The following is a 17,460-nucleotide window of genomic DNA, read 5'->3' on the forward strand; positions in this document are numbered from 1 at the left end:
CCCCTAAATTATCTAATTTTACTTTGTAGAAGTTCCCCTAAACGTTTAATACCTTCATCAATTTGCTCAAGAGTTGAAAGTGTGAAATTAAGTCTCATGTGCCTTTTGTCTTCGCCGTATGGATAGAAAGCGCTTCCTATTACATAAGCGACTTTCTTTTCCTTTACTGCTTCAATGAAAAGGGCGTCAGTATCAATATATTCTGGTGTTTCTACCCAAACAAACATACCGCCGTGAGGCTTAGTCCACGTAACTTCCTTAGGGAAATACTTTTCCATTGCATTCAACATGGTGTCTTTTTTCTCTTTGTAGACTTTGCGTACCTTATCAAGGTAATCATTCATATACCCATCTCTTATAAATTTGTCTGCAATATACTGTGTGGATGATGGAGAGCAAAGATCCGCTGCTTGCTTTGCAAGTGCAAGCTTAGAGATTGCAGTAGCATTTGCAATAATCCATCCTAATCTAAATCCAGGTGCTAAAATTTTACTAAATGTTCTTAAGCCGATTACATTTCCAATTTGGTCAAGTTCAAGAAGCGATGGAAATTTTTCTCCTTCAAATCTTATTTCTCCGTATGGGTCATCTTCAATTATTGGGATTTCGTAGGTATGAGAGATTCTCAAAAGTTCTTTTCTTCTTTCAAGGCTCAGCGTTACCCCAGCAGGGTTTTGGAAATTTGGAATAACATAAATAAGTTTGATGTTTACGCCTTTTCCTTGAAGTTCTTTAATTTTTTCTTCTAAGATGTCAGTTTTTATCCCTTCCTCATCAAGAGGCACTGTGACAAAATTTGCTTGGAATGCTTGCAAGGCTTGAAGGCCGCCAACGTATGATGGTGCTTCGACAATTACTGTGTCTCCTGGATCTACAAAAACTTTGGCTATTAAATCAAGTGCCTGTTGTGACGCAGTGGTAACAAGGACATTTTCAAGTCCAACGTTTTTGATTCCCTCTTCTTGCATCATTTTTACAATCGTTTCACGAAGAGGTTTTACGCCTTCTGTTGGGCCATACTGAAGCGCCTTACCTCCGTGATTCACAAAAACCTCTTTTGCAATTTCTCCTAAGATCTCTTTTGGGAAAAGGTTTGGATCCGGCATACCCCCCGCAAAAGAAATAATGTCTGGTGATTCAACAAGTTTGAGAAGTTCTCTAATTGCGGAAGCCTTCATTGTTTTACTTCTTGAAGAAAATTTTTCTTCCCACATTTTAAGGTTTTGACCTCCTTTCTTATTCATGCCATTATATTATATAAACTTCCATTTATTTACAAAACTTAATAAATCTCTGTAATTTAAGGATGTTCAATATCGGCCTCATTTGAAAAACCTCGTGATTCCCAGTAGCCTTTATAATTCGTATCTTCTGAAACTTCAATGCCTACAACCCACTTTGCCCATTTGTAGCCGTACTTTGCTTCTGCAACTACCCTAAAGGGAAATCCGTAGTCTTTTGGTAGCACAATTCCATTTACTTTGTACGCCAATAAAATTTTTTCATCTCTAATATATGTCAGGGGAAGTGAGGTGGTATAACCATCAACACAGTGGAAGATAATTGTATTTGCTTCATCTTTTATCTTTGCATCTTTTAAAATATCGTCAATTAAAACTCCTTCAAAAAGTAATTTTGAACTCCACCCCTCAACACAATTTAATTTCACAACTTTCTCATAGCGTTTGTATTTTGACAAAACCTCTTTATATGTTAGATTCAGAGGATTTTCAACGAGACCGTAAACACTGAGTTTGTAATTTGTAATATCGACACTTGGTTTTCCCTTAATGCCAAGTGCGGGAGTCTCAGACAAAGGTGTAAGTTTTTCTCCTTTATACTCTGTTACTTCAACTTCATTTAGGGTTTCAACTTTGTGAACTTTTGGGAGAGTAGAAATATATGATAGCGAAAGTATGCTTGCAATTATAAAGAGTAACAAGACAATTTTGTTTTTCATTGTGGAATCTTCTCTAATTCTTGTTTAAAGTTTTCAATGAGATTATTTTTTGCAAGTTCATATGCAGCCTTGATAGCGTTTTTTATTGCAAATCTTTTTGACCTTCCATGTGCCTTTACAGAAATTCCATCAACTCCCAGAAGGGGCGATCCACCAAAATTTTCATAGTTCAATTTGTTAAAGGCGTTTTTAAGAGCAGGTTTTAAAAGGAGTGCACCTATTTTATATACTATTGACTTAGTTATTTCTTCCTTAAGCATATCTACTGTAAACTCAAGTGCACCTTCATAGGATTTTTCAAGAATATTACCTGTAAAACCATCAGTTACGATAACGTCTGCCTTATGATACAGGATCTCGTGAGGCTCAATATTACCCTTAAACTCTTTTAGATTTTCTTTTAAGACTTTATAGGCTTCTTTTACAAGTTTTGTTCCCTTTTCTTCCTCTTCCCCAATGTTTAGAAGTCCTACAGTTAGATTTTCATTTTTGGTAAGTGTATATAGAAATGTCTTTCCGAGAATTGCAAGAATAAGATAATCCCGAGGCATAATGTCTACACTTGCACCTACATCAATAATAACACCAAAATCCCCATCTTTAAAGGGTATTACAACTCCAATACCAGGACGATTCACATCTTTTAATCTTCCAAGAGTAAACAACGATATTGCCATGTAGGCACCTGTATTGCCTGCCGTAACAAAACCATCTGCAATCCTTTCTCTTACAAGTTCAACCGCTTTATGCATTGATGAACCTTTCTTTTTAAGAAGCGCTTCTCTTGGCTTATCGTTCATTGTGATTACTTCATCTGCGTGCACTATTTCGATATTTTTTGTGAAGCCCTGAAGTTCCTTTTTTAACTCGTCACTTCTTCCGACGAGTAAAATTGATAAGTCAGAGAAATCGTTTATTGCAAGTCTTACACCTTCTACAATTTCTTTTGGTGCAAAATCGCCACCCATTCCATCAACTGCAATCTTTACCATGATTACTCCTTTGTAATGAATGCAATCCCAAGGGATTCAAGTCCAAGGTGTGTACCAAGAACAGGACCAATTCTGTATTTTTTTGTCGGTAATTTAAATTCTTCTTCTACTCTTTTTCTAAATTCTTCACCTTCTTCGTCATTTGCGCTAAATATTGTGTCGATGCGCTCTATTCCTCCACGCTTCTGAGTGATATCTTTAACGATTTTTATCAATTCTTCTTTTGAGCCATTTCTTGTTCGGCCAAACTTGTAGAGTTCAATACGTCCTTCATTAAGATATAAAATAAAATAAAGTCTTAGAGCGGTTGTTATTGTTCCTTGAAGGTGCGATATGCGACCACCTTTTATCAGAAGATCTATGTTCATTGGAAGGAAAAAACCATGAACTTTTGGATGCATTTTTTCAATTTCATCTTTAATTTGTTCTCGCGTTGCCCCATTTTTAATGAGTTCGTGAGCCTTCATTACCTTATAGAGTAAATCTACCGAAGAAGATTTAGAGTCAATAACAGTTATCTTGTCTGTACCTAAGATTTCTTTTGCTGCATTTGCCGCATTTACAGTTCCTGATAAAATTGAAGATATGTGAATCGAAACAATTTCATGCCCTTGTTCAATAAGTGGTTTGTATGCCTCGACAAAGTCATTTGTTGATGGTTGTGAGCGAGAAAACTCCTCGCCATCTTTTAACCTTTTATAGAATTCTTCATCAGAGATATTAACCCTTTCTTTGTAGATGCCTTTGTTTGATGTTACATAAAGAGGAACAATTGTTAAATCCATTTCTCTAATTTCTTGTTCTGTGGGGTATGCTGTTGAATCGGTTACAATTTTAATCATTTTTTCCTCCGTTAAAATTTTTATCCAATCTATTATAACTGTTATAACTTTTTTCACAAAATAAAAAATGCCTTCCAATGTTCAAAGGAAAAATTTGTTTGTATGTTATATCCCTTTCATATCAAAAATTTTACAATTCTACATTTTAATTTCGATATCTTTCATTTATGCTATAAATAAACTATTGTAAAAATCAAGTTTTTGTATTGCTTTAAATTTCGTAATCTTTATTATGTTTGGTTAAAGGAATTGTAAAAAAGGCTTATAATTATATTAGGGGTGAAAAAATGGAATTTAAAAGAGTAAGCCCTTACAAGTTTGTTGTTGAAAAGCACGGAAACATGAGGGTTGATGCGCTTCTCATTTCTTCGGATAAGTTAATTCAGTATGTGGAAAAGGATAAGGCGCTTGAACAACTTCTCTGGGTTGCAACTTTACCTGGTATTGTTAAATATTCAATTGGTATGCCTGATATTCATCAAGGATATGCTTTTCCTATTGGAGGCGTTGGTGCGTTTTTTTATGATGGAGGAGTTGTTTCGCCTGGTGGGGTTGGTTTCGATATTAATTGTGGAGTGAGAGTCATAAAAACGAACTTAAAATACGATTACATTAAGGATTCACTAGAAGAACTTGGAAAAACATTATTTAAGATGATTCCTGCAGGTTTAGGCTCAACTTCTGACTATACATTTAGCATAGAAGAATCAAAAAGAGCGATGAAATTAGGGCTTGAATGGGCTGTTGAAAAGGGTTTTGCAAAAGAAGAAGACATTGAGAACATTGAAGATAATGGAAGGCTCGAGGCGGATCCCGATTGTGTAAGCAGGCATGCAATAGAGCGTGGACGTGAAGAGTTTGGGACGCTTGGTGCAGGAAATCATTTCCTTGAAGTGGACAAGGTGGTGGAAATATACGATAAAGATCTTGCAAATGCGTGGGGCTTGTATGAGGGTCAAATTGTTGTTTGGATGCATACGGGTTCACGTGGTCTTGGACATCAAATTGCAACCGACTACCTTGATTTGATGCGGCCAAAGATGGAGAAGTTTGGATTTAAGTTGGTCGATAGAGATTCAGTGTATTTTCCAATTCAAGAAGACTTATCTCAAAGGTATCTTCTTGCAATGGGTAGTGCGGCAAATTTTGCTTGGGTAAATAGACAGGTTCTTACATATTTTGTTAGGAAGGCTTTCAGTAAAGTTTTTGGAATGGACTATGAGAAACTTGGCATGGAGATACTTTATGATGTTGCGCATAATATTGCAAAACAGGAGCAATATGAAGTAAACGGAAAGTTGGAAACATTACTTGTACATCGAAAAGGAGCAACTCGATCATTTCCCAAAGGGCATCCAAAATTAAAAGGCAAATTTAAAGAAACAGGGCAACCGGTCCTTCTCCCTGGCGACATGAAAAGAGGCTCTTACATTCTAGTTGGGAGTGAAAAATCCATAAAAGAGACATTCGGGAGCGTTGCACATGGTGCAGGAAGGGTTTTAAGCAGACACCAAGCGGTAAAACAAATTACTTTTGAAGACGTCCAAAAAGAACTTCAAAGAGAAGGAATTTTACTTTATACAAATGATAAAGTTGTTGCAAGAGAAGAAGCGCCTCTTGCATACAAAAGTATTGATCTTGTCGTTGAGCCAATTGTAAATGAAGGACTTGCAAATCTTGTTGCACGTTCCAAACCACTTATCGTGATAAAAGGATGAAATTAGGTGCACACGTTTCAATAAGCGGTGGAATAGATAAGGCCCCACTCTACGGAGAGGAAGCAACTTGCGATGTCATTCAAATATTTTCAAAGAACCAGATGCAATGGGTTATACCGCCTATTAGTGAATTTGTTGCCGAAAAATTTATTAAAAATTCAAAATCTAAAAAAATTGAGGCAATATCGATTCATGCTTCGTATCTTCTTAACCTTGCAAGCCCAGATAATAACATAAGGAAAAAGTCGATAAAAGATCTTGCTCATGAATTAGAAAGAGCAGATTTACTTCATATAAAGTATGTTGTCTTTCATCCTGGCGCTCACCTTGGAAGCGGTGAAGAGAAAGGACTTAAAACAATTGCAGAATCAATTAAAGAAGTTTTCGAAACCTCTAATTCCAAAGAGAGCACTCTTCTTATTGAGACAACTGCAGGCGAAGGAACTCACCTTTGTTATAGATTCGAACATATTAGAGATATTTTTGATGTTACTCAAAACTTTATAGATAGACTTGGTGTTTGCTTTGATACGTGCCATGTGTTTCAGGCAGGATACGACATAAGGACAGAAGAAAGTTTTAGAAAAGTGCTTCATACATTTGATGAAGTTATTGGGCTTAAATATCTTAAGCTATTTCATCTAAATGATTCAAAGAAAGATTTAGGTGCAAGAGTTGACCGTCATGAAGAAATTGGGCTTGGGAAAATTGGACTTGAAGCATTTAGATTTCTTGTTAATAATCCTCTTTTTAAAGATTTAGGGGGTATTCTTGAAATCCCAGGAAATATAGAGGGGTATAAAAGAAATTTAATTACTTTACGGAGGTTAATAAGTGGGCACAATTTACACGAACGTTAAATCATTACTTCAGGAACTTGAGGGCAAGGCTAAATTATTGCTAGCAACAAAAGAAAGAACAGTTCAGGAAATTCAGCAAGCTATTGAAGCAGGTGCAAGAATCTTTGGAGAAAACTACTTGCAAGAGGCGGAGGAAAAAATAAAGCAAATAGGTCATTCTGTGGAATGGCATTTTATAGGTTCGATTCAAAAAAGAAAAATAAAGAAGATCGTAGAACTTTTTGATGTGATTGAAAGCGTTGACTCAATTGAGGTTGCGAAAATTATAGACAAGTTTTCTAAAGAATACGGTAAGATAATGCCCGTTCTTATAGAAGTGAATTCTGGAAAAGAGCCTCAAAAGAGTGGTGTTATGCCTGACGATGTATTAAATGTTTCAAAGGCGATAAAAGAATTAAAAAATATAAGACTTGTAGGCCTTATGACAATGGGCCCAAATCTTCCGAATCCAGAAGATCTTAGGCCTTATTTTCGTTTAACTTACGAACTTTTTGAGGAACTGAAAAGTTTAGGCCTTTTTGATGTAGATGAACCAATTCTTTCGATGGGTATGTCAAGTTCGTATAAAGTTGCAATTGAAGAAGGTGCAAATCTTGTAAGAATTGGGACTCTTGTATTTGGTGAGCGAAAAAAGAAAGTTATTTAAATCTTAAACTGAAGACTTTCTTTTGAGTTTGTTGCAAGTTGACCGCAAGCGGCGGAAACATCCGTTCCTTTTGAAAGCCTCAAAGTTGTTCGTAACCCATTTGATAAAAGGAATTTTTGAAACTCAATTTCTTTTTTTGAAGGCTTGAAGGAAATAGAAGGGATTTCGTTATAGTGAATGAGATTTACTTTAACAAATTTTAGATCCCTTGAAAATTTTAAGAGTGCTTCTGCATCAGACTTTGTGTCATTTACATTATCTATTAGAAGATATTCCAAGGTTACAGTATTTCCGGTCCTTTCGTTATAGTAAATTAGCGCTTCCTTTAATTTATTCAGGGGATAATTTTTAAGTCCGGGCATTAGAGAATCTCTTTTTCTTTGAATCGCTGCATGTAATGATATTGCAAGTTTTACTGATGGAATTTCGTCTGCAAGTTTATAAATCATTGGTGTGATACCTGAAGTTGAAATTGTTATTCGTCTTTTTCCCAGTTCTCTTCCGTTTTCATCGGTTAAAATTTCGATTGCCTTTTTTACGTTCTCGTAATTGAGGAGTGGCTCTCCCATTCCCATAAAAACGATATTTGAAACCGGACTTATTTTCTCAAGCTGTAAAAACTGCTCAACAATTTCTCCTGCTTCAAGATTCCTGATAAGTCCCATTTTTCCTGTTGCGCAGAATTGACAAGCCATAGAACAGCCAACTTGTGTTGATAAACATGCAGTAAACCATGTGCGACCAATGTTATTCGTATTTTTAATTAAAACGCTTTCTATGAGTCTTTTGTCACTTAACTCGAAAACAAACTTTGTTGCATCATCTTTCGAAGTTTTCCTTGATACTTCTTTGAACGTCGTAATATAAAAAATATTATCAAGAGTTTTACGAAGTTCCTTGCTTAGTGTTGTGATCTCTGAAAAATTTTCTCTTTTTTCCTTATAGATTGCATTAAATACCTCTTTTGCTCTATATTTTTTTTCATTTAAAGATGAAAAGAATCCCTCCAGTTCTTTGAGTGTTAAGTTTTTTATATCTTTTTTCATGTTTCCATTTTAATCTCTATTTAAAAATTTGCAATAATATTTTGCATATTTTGGAAAATTTAATAAAAGTTATTATGTTAGTTACTTTTTTAACTTTGATAATAGGCATAAATTTTAGAAAAATGTTTTTCTCCCTCTTGACAAAGAAAATTGTTTTTGTTAAAATTTAATATCTTTTTTAAAAATCTTTGAATAAAGGGAGGTAGTGAGATGAAAAAAGAGGTACCAGAGAAGGTATCGCAGAATGAGGTAATTTTTAAGGTAGAAGAGATTGAGCCACTGTTAAGTGGTCCTGCAATGGATCTTCCACGTTGGGAGCCGATGTATATCACCCTTCCTAATGGAAGAACAATGGTTATTAGAGAAATGAGGAAGGATGAAGCACCGCTTCTTTTCCCTCTTTTGAAGAAATTGATCGACACAGATCACGATTTCTACGACATCGTTGGTGTAAGAGTTTATGCTGAACTACTTGGATGGCTTAGAAATAGATTAAAAGATCCTTATCAAATGGTCGGTATTGTCGATGGAAAGCTTGCAGCGTTTTGTAATGGAAGATTAATGAACAGGGATATCAACATAAGTTTACATACAATGGCTTTCATGCGTGGAATGAAGGCTGGTGCTGTAATGTACTATGCGAAGGCCTATTATACCTTTGAAATTCTTGGACAAAGAGAGTTTTGGGCAACTTATGAAAGTTACAACGGATGGAAGAGATGGGGCGTTGGAATGGCCCAGCCATCTTACCCTTGGCCAGATGTACAGCATGAATTAGGTGGAGCAAGGGTTTACTACATTACAAAAGAATATTGGCAAACAACAGTAAAAAGGTATCTTGAAGATATGATTGGTGCAAAATTGCAGGCACCAGTTCCCGAAGATCTTTTAAAAGCAGCTGAAAAATTTGAAGTTCCAGAAACCTTAGAGGAATAAAGGGAATATTGTGGCTCCCCCAAGAGGATTCTTGGGGGAAAATATTACTTTTTACAAAAAGGTAGGAATGAAGGTAATCTCAGTGGGCGACAAAATAGATTTAGAATTTAAGATTTTAGGTATCCATTCCTCATTTGCGCATGCTATCAATCTTTATACTGATAGTGGATTGGTTTTTTTGGTTTCAGAAGATATCGGTGCTGGTCCTAATTCAGTTGTTGTTCAAAGCGACACAATTGAAGAGATTTTTATTAACGAATTGAAGGAAGCACTATTGCATCATAGCCCCGTTATATATGATTCAACTTTTTCATTACCGCATAAAGATATTGATTTTATACTGAAAAACATCGTTAAAGTCAAAAACATTTTAAAACAATATTCTCAGCCTTTAAGTTCAGCTTTTCTTATCGATCCGTCAAGAAAGATTTATTTTAAGGGATCATTTAATTTGAATTTAGTAGATAAATTAGAGAATTATTTCAACCGTTTAATAAACTTTGATTTTAGTTCGATTCATATTCTAAAAGGGTTAGGCTATGGTTTTACACCGCAAGGAGATGACCTAATCGAGGGATTTTTGTCTGCGATGTATTTGTATGAAAGGTTGTTTGAAATAGATCTTTCTGAAATTCGCAACACTATATTTATTCTTGCACAAACGCAGAATGAGGTTTCTAACACCTTTCTTTATTTCACATCACTCGGATTTTTCTATGAGAGATTCAAAAATGTTCTATTATCTCTTTTTACTGGGCAAAATTTAGAGCAGAGTGTTTTGAAGATGTTATCCTTTGGCGAAACCTCTGGTGCGGATATTCTCACAGGTTTTGTTAAAGGGTTTGAAAAACTTTTAGAAGGAGGCAAAAAATTATGGCAGTAAAAGGCATGTTGAAAAAAGGCGAATACTATGATTCAGTAACATTGATGCTTGTTCAAAAAGACGCTTTAAATATCCCTGGAGTTGAAGATGCCGCCATTGTGATGGGAACGTTACAAAATAAATCAATTCTTGAGAATTCAGGAATGTTACTTGAAGAATTTAAAAGCGCAACCGATTCTGACCTTTTGATAGTCATTAAGGGCAAAGATGAAGAAACTGTAAATAAGGCACTCTCTGAAGTGGAAAAAATACTTAAGAAAAGTAGATCGAAGTCTGAAGAGACTCAGGATTATGTGCCAAGGAGTTTGGATGGTGCTTTAAAGGTAATGGGAGATGCGAATTTAGTGCTTATATCTGTTGCAGGCAAATACGCTGGAGATGAGGCAATTAAGGCACTTTCAAAAGACTTGCATGTAATGATATTTTCCGACAATGTGCCAAAAGAAAAAGCACTTCTTGCAAAGAAAATTGGTTACGAAAAAGGTCTTCTCGTTATGGGACCAGACTGTGGAACCGCAATTATAAATGGTGCACCTCTTGGATTTGCAAACGTAGTTGAGAGAGGCGATATAGGGATTGTATCTGCAGCGGGAACTGGTCTTCAGGAAGTTTCTTCAATCATTTCAAATGTTGGTGGAGGCATATCCCAAGCAATCGGAACAGGCGGAATAGACATGAAGGAATATTATGGTGGATTGTCGTTCCTTACCGGTCTTAAAGCCTTAATTGAAGATATAGATACAAAGGTAATTGTTCTTATCTCAAAACCGCCACATGAAAGTGTCCTCCAGAAACTCAAAGAAGTTCTAAAGAATAACAAGAAACCTGTTGTTGGATGTTTTCTTGGTGCACCAAATGAATTAGTTGAAAATCTTGGTGCGTATCCTGTCTCAACTCTTGAAGAAGCGGCACTTCTTGCAGTAAGCCTTTCAAAAGGAACTTCCTTTGACTCTTTCAAGAAGGAAATTGAAGAAAGAGAAGAGGTAATTAAGAAAGAAGCACATGAACTTGCAAAACAACTCAAACATGGTCAGAAGTATTTTAGAGGGCTTTTTCAGGGCGGAACACTGGCTTATGAAACGGAACTAATACTAACCGATATGATAGGAGAGGTGTATTCTAATGTTCCACTTAGACCTGAATTTAAACTTAAGGATTCTTGGAAGAGCGAAAAACACACAATCGTTGACCTTGGAGAAGATGAGTTTACGGTAGGCAGACCTCACCCCCAAATTGATTTCCAGCTGAGAAATAAAAGAATTCTTGAAGAAGCAAAGGATAAAGAGGTAGCTGTGATTTATCTTGATGTGGTAATTGGTTATGGAACTAATATGCATCCCATTGAAGACCTCGTGCCTGTGATTGAGGAAGTTAAGAAGACAAGTGATGCAATTGTAATTGTTAATGTTACCGGGACAGATAAGGATCCTCAGAACAAAAGAGCACTTATTACTGCATTAAAAAATGCGTCTGCACATGTCTATGAAAGAAATGCCTATGCATCTAAAGTAGCAGGTTACGTAATAAAGGAAATTGGAGGTTAATTATGAGCAAGGTGAACGAACTATTTAAAAGTGAACTTAAGGTTATAAATATTGGACTAACTGCATTTGCTGACAGCCTAAGAGCAACGGGCTATAAAGTTGTCCACGTTGACTGGTCTCCACCAGCTTTTGGTGAGGATGTAAGAGAGGCACTCGACAAATTTAACGAAATAGTAATATCTAAAAAAGTGGATATAGAAAAAGCAAATGAAGAGGCTTTTAAAAGGCTTGTTTCTGCAAGACCAAAACTTGTAAGGATGGGCAAGGCTCTTGATCTTATACCTGGCATGAAGAGTAATATGTTATTACATGCTGGTCCCCCTGTTACATGGGATAGAATGTGCGGTCCAATGAAAGGAGCAGTCCTTGGTGCGATTTTATACGAAGGATGGGCAGAAAACCTTGAAGACGCTGAAAAGCTTGCTCAATCTGGAAAAATTGAATTTTCACCATGTCATCATCATCAGGCTGTTGGTCCAATGGCGGGTGTTGTTTCCCCCTCAATGCCGGTTTTTGAAATTGTTAATGAGACCTACGGCAATAAAGCCTATACAAACATGAATGAAGGACTTGGAAAAGTTCTTAGAATGGGCGCTTATTCAAAAGAAGTAATTGAAAGATTAAAGTGGATGGAATCGGTCCTATATCCAACCTTATCAAGGGCAATCGAGTACCTTGGCGGAATTGACCTTAAAAATATTCTTGCCCAAGCCCTTCATATGGGTGACGAAGGACATAATAGAAACAGGGCAGCAACGTCTATTTTATTTAGGCAACTTGCACCTGCAATTGTGAAAACAACGTCCGATACAGATGTTGTAGAACGTGTTCTTAAATTCATTGACGGAAATGATCATTTCTTCCTCAATTTATCTATGGCAACAGCGAAGGCAAGTCTTGACGCTGCAAGGAATATTGAAGGTTCCACAATGGTTGTCGTAATGGCAAGGAATGGAACAGATTTTGGTATTCAGGTTTCTGGCTTAGGGGACGAATGGTTTACTGCACCTGCAGAAGTTCCACCTAATGCACTATACTTCCCTGGATTTACCAAGGAAGATGCAAATCCAGATATTGGTGATAGTTCTATAACAGAAACAGCAGGGTGGGGTGGCTTTGCAATTGCTGCAGCACCTGCAATTGTTCAATTCACTGGCGGTACACCTCAAGAAGCAATTAACAAGACAAAGATGATGTATGAAATAACAATTGGTGAAAACACTACATATCAAGTTCCTTATCTTAATTTTAGAGGCACACCTACGGGCATTGATGTGAAGGCCGTGGTTGAGAAAGGAATCCCTCCTTTTATTGACACGGGTATTGCTCACAAGATGCCTGGAATTGGACAGGTTGGTGCAGGACTCGTTGATGCACCAATGGAAGTATTTAAGAAGGCATTAATTGCTTTTGTAAAAAAATATTCATAAAAAGGGAGGCAAAACATCATGACAACAGAAGAATTTATTAATTTAATGACTAAAGAAATTAAAATGTACGACTTAACTCAACCGCTTAGCGTTCACACACCACCTTGGCCGAGTTATATGCCACTTGGCATTCAATATTTCAAAAGAATTGCAGGCGCAGATAGAGGTCAAGGCGCTAATGGACAGATTATTACTTCAAGCAACCATGTAGGTACTCACATGGATGGTGAGATCCATTTCTACGGAGCAGGAAGAGCAATTGGTGCTGTTCCACTCGAAGAGTGGGTCGGTCCTGGAGTTGTTGTTGATATTTCTGATGAAGTTGGTGATTACGACCTTTATACCCCAGAGATGCTTATGAAAAAAGCAGACATAAGACCTGGGGATATTCTCATTATAAATACTGGCTATCATAGGTATGCATGGTATGAAAAGGAAGCAGATGAAGTGCGTTACATGGTAAAGCATCCTGGGCCAAGTCCAGATTTTCCTGATTGGGCTCTGAAGATGCAATTTAAGTGGATTGGTGTAGATTGTGGCAGTGCCGACCATCCAATGAATACAATTCTTAGGAATTGGCACCCGAAACTATTCCTTGAGGCTGAAAAGAAGTTAAAAGAAAAATATGGTAAATCTTGGGATGAGATGTTCCCACCTGAAGAGTTCTATCAAATTATGCATCTAAAACTTTTCCCAAAGGGATTAGTTCACGCAGAGAACCTTGGTGGAGATATTGATAAACTCAGTAATAAGAGAGTTTATGTTGGAGCGTTTAACGTTAAAGGAATAGAAATGGAGTCGGCCTGGACGCGTATAGTTGCCTGGGCTCCATAAAGGGGAGGTTTTTATGAAGACCTTTGAGTACTTTAAACCATCGACAGTAGACGAAACTCTTCAATTGCTAAAACAATTTGGCGACAAAGCAAAATTGCTTGCAGGCGGAACAGATGTTGCAGTAATGGTTGATGACGGAATGCTTGCGCCAGATTATGTTATTGATCTTAAAGGACTTGATTTCTTAAAAGGAATTGAGATTAGGGAAAACAACTATCTTTGGATTGGTGCGCTTACAACTTTCTCTGAAATAATTCATTCAGATTTGGTGAAAAAGCACTTTCCTGTGCTTTTTGAAGCATCAAAAACTGTCGCCTCAGTTGGTGTAAGGAATCGGGCAACTCTTGTTGGTAATATTTGTTCTGCAGTACCCTCCGCTGATTCAGCACCAACACTTCTTATACTTGACGCTCTCGTTGAGATAAAAGGAGACAGCGATAAACTTGTTCCTATTAGAGAATTTTTTACAGGTCCAAGAAAGACTGTTCTTCAAGTTTCGGAGATTGTCACGGGAATTAGAATTCCCCTTGAAGTGAGGAAATATGGTGCAAACTATATAAAATTGGGTCGTTACGATGGTGAAGATCTTGCACAAGTTGGTGTTGCAACATTTATCTCTGAGGACCTTGAATATCGTATTGCATTTGGTGCAGTTGCTCCTACGCCAGTTAGAGCTTTTGAAGTAGAAGAGTTCCTAAAAGGTAAAGAGTTGAGTGATTCCCTTATTCAGGAGGCTATTCCAATTGCACTTAAATCTATATCTCCAATTTCAGATGTGAGGGCAAGCAAAGAATACAGAATGCATGTAAGTGGAGTTCTTTTCAAGAGGTCCTTAAAAGCATCGTATGAAAGACTCCACGGAAGTGGTCCTGTTTATGGAACTAATTTGGTTTAGGAGGGTAACATGCAGAAAAAAGAGATAACCTTTATATTAAACGGCAAAAAGGTCTGGGTTGAAGTAAAACCTTATGAAAAATTACTTGATGTGTTAAGAGATAAACTTGGAGTAAAGAGTCCTAAATATGGCTGTGGAAGGGGAGAGTGTGGTGCTTGTTCCGTATTATTAGATGGTAAGGCAATCAGGTCTTGCATAGTTTATGCTATTGAGGTAGACGGGCATGAAGTTACAACAGTTGAAGGGCTCCAAGCTAATGGTCTTACACCGCTTCAGAAATCTTTTCTTGCACATAACTCATTCCAATGCGGATTTTGTGCACCAGGCATGATAATTCAAGCAACAGAACTTTTAAATGAAAACCCTCACCCAGATGAAGAAGAAATTAGAGAGTATATTGCAGGAAACCTCTGCAGATGTACAGGTTATAATCCAATAGTCGAAGCAATTTTGGATGTTGCAAAAAAGGGATAGGAGGGGCTTATGAAAGAATTAGAACTTAAATATGTTGGTCATGAAGCGACGAGACTTGATGGCCTCGAAAAAATTACAGGAACTGCGAAATACGTAGACGACATTGACCTTGGACCTGCAACTCTGTATGTATCAATTTTAAGAAGCCCTTATGCGCATGCAACAATCAAGAAAATTGATACTTCTAAGGCCGAGGCCCTTGATGGTGTCTATGCAGTAGTTACGGGAAAAGATTTTCCTTATCGATACGGTCTTTATCTTAAGGATAATTATGTTTTCCCTCTTGACAGAGTTCGATACGTTGGACAACACGTTGCGGCAGTAATCGCGGCGACCCAGGAAATTGCTGATGAAGCAGTAAAACTCATTGAAATTGAGTATGAACCACTTCCTGTTATCCAAGATCCTCTTGTTGCAATTAAAGAAGATGCACCATTAATTCATCCTGAACTTGGAAACTATGAAGTTGTCCCATGGCTTTATCCTCAACCTGGCACAAATATTGCTCATGTAAGGAAAATTCGAAAGGGAAATGTCGAGGAAGCCTTTAAAGAAGCAGATTACATATTAGAAGATTGGTATATAGTTCCGCATGTAGTACATGCCCCTATTGAAACACATGTTTCAGCTGCTCTTTATACACCGGATGGAAGATTAACAATGTGGAATTCGTCTCAATCTCCACATACTCAGCGTAACATTATCGCCCGTTCCTTTAAATTGAAACATAAGGATATAAGAGTTATTGCTCCTTATGTTGGTGGTGGATTTGGCGGAAAAGCAGGCGTGAACATGGAAGTTGTTGCTGCGGCATGTGCATTAAAGGTTCCTGGTCACCCTGTGAAAATTAGGTATACGAGAAAAGAAGAATTCTATGATACCTCAATGCGTCAGGAACTTCATGCGTATATTAAGATGGGTGTAAAGAAGGATGGAACAATTGTGGCATTAAAGCATCAACTCTATTGGGACGTTGGTGCTTCTGCTGAATACGGTTCAAACGTTGTTAACGCAACAGGATTTTCAGCCATTGGACCGTATAGAATTCCAAATGTGTGGATTGATTCCTTTGCGATTTATACAAATAGACCTCCTTGTGGAGCATATAGAGGCTTTGGCTACTCAGAATTTCACTTTGGACTTGAAAGCCACATGGATAGGGTTGCAAAGGCACTTGGTATAGACCCAGTTGAATTTAGAAAGAAAAATGCAATTCAAGAAGGTGATACGGTTGCTTATGGTGTTGAGATGGGTCCAACAGGAATACTTCAATGCATTGATGAAGTTGCAAAGGCAATAGAATGGGGAAAACCATCAGAGCAGCCAAAGGAGTCTCACAAAGTTAGAGCAAAAGGGTTTGCTGCTGTTTGGAAAGCACCAGCAATGCCTGCAAACGAATCTTCTGCCGCTTTCATTAAGTTCTCCGAAGATGGAAGTATAAACGTCCTCGTATCAGGAATGGAACTTGGGCAGGGATTCTTAACTGCAATGGCGAAAATTGCAGCAGAAGAACTTTCGCTTCCTCTTGAAAAAATTAGAGTTGAACTTCCTGACACTGACAGGAACCCTTATGAGTGGCAAACTGTTGCATCTCATGTCACTTGGTCATGTGGAAATGCAGTGAGACGTGCAGCAATCGATGCAAAAGAACAGATTCTTGATGTTATCTCAAGAGCGTACTATATCGAAAAAGCAAATCTCTATCTTGAAAATGGAAAAGTTAAATGCTACACTAAACCTGACTTCGAGGTTCCATTTGAAAGTTTTGTCATTGATGGAGTACAAATGCCTGACGGAACATATCGAGGAGGGCCTATTCTTGGACGTGGATCATTCATGCCAGAATTTACTTCGGCAAAGGTGAATCCAGAAACCGGTCAAGGAGGACATCCCAATGTGCACTATACTACTGGTGCAGGTGCTGTGGAAATTGAAATTGATACCGAAACAGGAAGAATACGAGTTATAAGAATGGCAGAAGCTTTCGATGCAGGTAAGGCTATAAATCCTGATATTGTAAAGCAACAAATCGAAGGTGGTTTTGTTCAAGGATTAGGAACAGCACTTTGGGAAGAGGTAAAATTCGCAGAAGATGGAAGAATTCTCAATCCTAATTTTACAGATTATAAAATCCCAACTGCACTTGATGTGCCAAGAGAGATGCACCCAATTATCGTTGAAGTTCCTCAACCAGATGGTCCATTTGGAGCAAGAGGTATTGCGGAACATACTATGATTCCCGTAATGCCTGCTGTTGCAAATGCTGTTGAAAATGCACTTGGAATAAGGATTAAGAATCCACCTATTACTGCAGAAAAAATTATAAAGGCTCTTAATGAAAAAAACAGTTAATTTGTGTATAATGTTAAAAATGTGGGTGCTATGTTAGGCACCCACATA

The 17,460-nt window shown here is 37.3% G+C and carries 16 protein-coding genes; 11 read left to right on the forward strand and 5 right to left on the reverse strand.

Annotated elements, in window-relative coordinates:
- Positions 1–8: 8 nt before the first annotated feature.
- The 4 genes from CSE_RS03310 to CSE_RS03325 all read right to left on the reverse strand — a co-directional run bounded on the left by CSE_RS03310 (position 9) and on the right by CSE_RS03325 (position 3,794).
- A complete protein-coding gene (locus CSE_RS03310; RefSeq protein ID WP_050981318.1) occupies positions 9–1,214 on the reverse strand; it encodes an aminotransferase-like domain-containing protein in 1,206 nt (401 codons plus the stop codon).
- A gap of 86 nt (positions 1,215–1,300) precedes the next feature.
- Entirely contained in the window at positions 1,301–1,960 is a 660-nt protein-coding gene (locus CSE_RS03315) for a molybdopterin-dependent oxidoreductase (RefSeq protein WP_014453235.1), read from the reverse strand.
- Positions 1,957–2,952, reverse strand: coding sequence for a phosphate acyltransferase PlsX (gene plsX / locus CSE_RS03320; protein ID WP_014453236.1), 996 nt, complete (start codon positions 2,950–2,952; stop codon positions 1,957–1,959). Before plsX ends, CSE_RS03315 begins: the two co-directional genes overlap by 4 nt.
- Before the next feature lie 2 nt (positions 2,953–2,954).
- Positions 2,955–3,794: a DegV family protein gene (locus CSE_RS03325; protein ID WP_014453237.1), complete on the reverse strand. Its 840-nt coding sequence runs from the start codon at positions 3,792–3,794 to the stop codon at positions 2,955–2,957.
- A gap of 287 nt (positions 3,795–4,081) precedes the next feature.
- Between CSE_RS03325 and CSE_RS03330 the strand changes: the two genes are divergently transcribed.
- From CSE_RS03330 to CSE_RS03340, 3 genes are read left to right on the forward strand one after another with little or no spacing between them, the layout of a single operon-like run.
- A complete protein-coding gene (locus tag CSE_RS03330) occupies positions 4,082–5,512 on the forward strand; it encodes an RtcB family protein (RefSeq protein ID WP_014453238.1) in 1,431 nt (476 codons plus the stop codon).
- The gene (locus tag CSE_RS03335) at positions 5,509–6,372 is read left to right on the forward strand and encodes a deoxyribonuclease IV (protein ID WP_014453239.1); all 864 of its coding nucleotides are present in this window, start codon (positions 5,509–5,511) and stop codon (positions 6,370–6,372) included. Before CSE_RS03330 ends, CSE_RS03335 begins: the two co-directional genes overlap by 4 nt.
- Complete coding sequence (locus tag CSE_RS03340) at positions 6,347–7,018, forward strand: YggS family pyridoxal phosphate-dependent enzyme (RefSeq protein ID WP_014453240.1); 672 nt, start codon at positions 6,347–6,349, stop codon at positions 7,016–7,018. The genes CSE_RS03335 and CSE_RS03340 overlap by 26 nt, the downstream gene beginning before the upstream one ends.
- On the opposite strand, the gene rlmN is transcribed toward CSE_RS03340, so the two are convergent.
- Entirely contained in the window at positions 7,015–8,064 is a 1,050-nt protein-coding gene (gene rlmN / locus CSE_RS03345) for a 23S rRNA (adenine(2503)-C(2))-methyltransferase RlmN (RefSeq protein WP_014453241.1), read from the reverse strand. The genes CSE_RS03340 and rlmN overlap by 4 nt on opposite strands.
- 210 nt (positions 8,065–8,274) lie before the next feature.
- Between rlmN and CSE_RS03350 the strand changes: the two genes are divergently transcribed.
- From CSE_RS03350 to CSE_RS03385, 8 genes are all read left to right on the forward strand, one after another.
- Positions 8,275–9,000, forward strand: a complete 726-nt coding sequence (locus CSE_RS03350; protein WP_014453242.1) for a hypothetical protein — start codon at positions 8,275–8,277, stop codon at positions 8,998–9,000.
- A gap of 67 nt (positions 9,001–9,067) precedes the next feature.
- Positions 9,068–9,883 (forward strand): oxamate carbamoyltransferase subunit AllH family protein, encoded by an 816-nt coding sequence (locus tag CSE_RS03355; protein WP_014453243.1) that lies wholly within the window; start codon positions 9,068–9,070, stop codon positions 9,881–9,883.
- A complete protein-coding gene (gene fdrA / locus CSE_RS03360; protein WP_014453244.1) occupies positions 9,874–11,427 on the forward strand; it encodes an acyl-CoA synthetase FdrA in 1,554 nt (517 codons plus the stop codon). Before CSE_RS03355 ends, fdrA begins: the two co-directional genes overlap by 10 nt.
- A 2-nt stretch (positions 11,428–11,429) precedes the next feature.
- On the forward strand, positions 11,430–12,857 hold the full coding sequence (locus CSE_RS03365) for a YlbE family protein (protein ID WP_014453245.1): 1,428 nt from the start codon (positions 11,430–11,432) through the stop codon (positions 12,855–12,857).
- A gap of 18 nt (positions 12,858–12,875) precedes the next feature.
- Positions 12,876–13,691, forward strand: a complete 816-nt coding sequence (locus tag CSE_RS03370) for a cyclase family protein (RefSeq protein ID WP_014453246.1) — start codon at positions 12,876–12,878, stop codon at positions 13,689–13,691.
- A gap of 13 nt (positions 13,692–13,704) precedes the next feature.
- A complete protein-coding gene (locus tag CSE_RS03375) occupies positions 13,705–14,586 on the forward strand; it encodes an FAD binding domain-containing protein (RefSeq protein ID WP_014453247.1) in 882 nt (293 codons plus the stop codon).
- A 9-nt stretch (positions 14,587–14,595) separates the two neighbouring features.
- The gene (locus CSE_RS03380; protein WP_014453248.1) at positions 14,596–15,060 is read left to right on the forward strand and encodes a (2Fe-2S)-binding protein; all 465 of its coding nucleotides are present in this window, start codon (positions 14,596–14,598) and stop codon (positions 15,058–15,060) included.
- A 9-nt stretch (positions 15,061–15,069) separates the two neighbouring features.
- Complete coding sequence (locus tag CSE_RS03385) at positions 15,070–17,412, forward strand: xanthine dehydrogenase family protein molybdopterin-binding subunit (protein WP_014453249.1); 2,343 nt, start codon at positions 15,070–15,072, stop codon at positions 17,410–17,412.
- The last annotated feature ends 48 nt before the right edge of the window (positions 17,413–17,460 follow it).

Origin of the sequence: Caldisericum exile AZM16c01 (genome assembly GCF_000284335.1) — a bacterium.
Lineage (GTDB): Bacteria > Caldisericota > Caldisericia > Caldisericales > Caldisericaceae > Caldisericum > Caldisericum exile.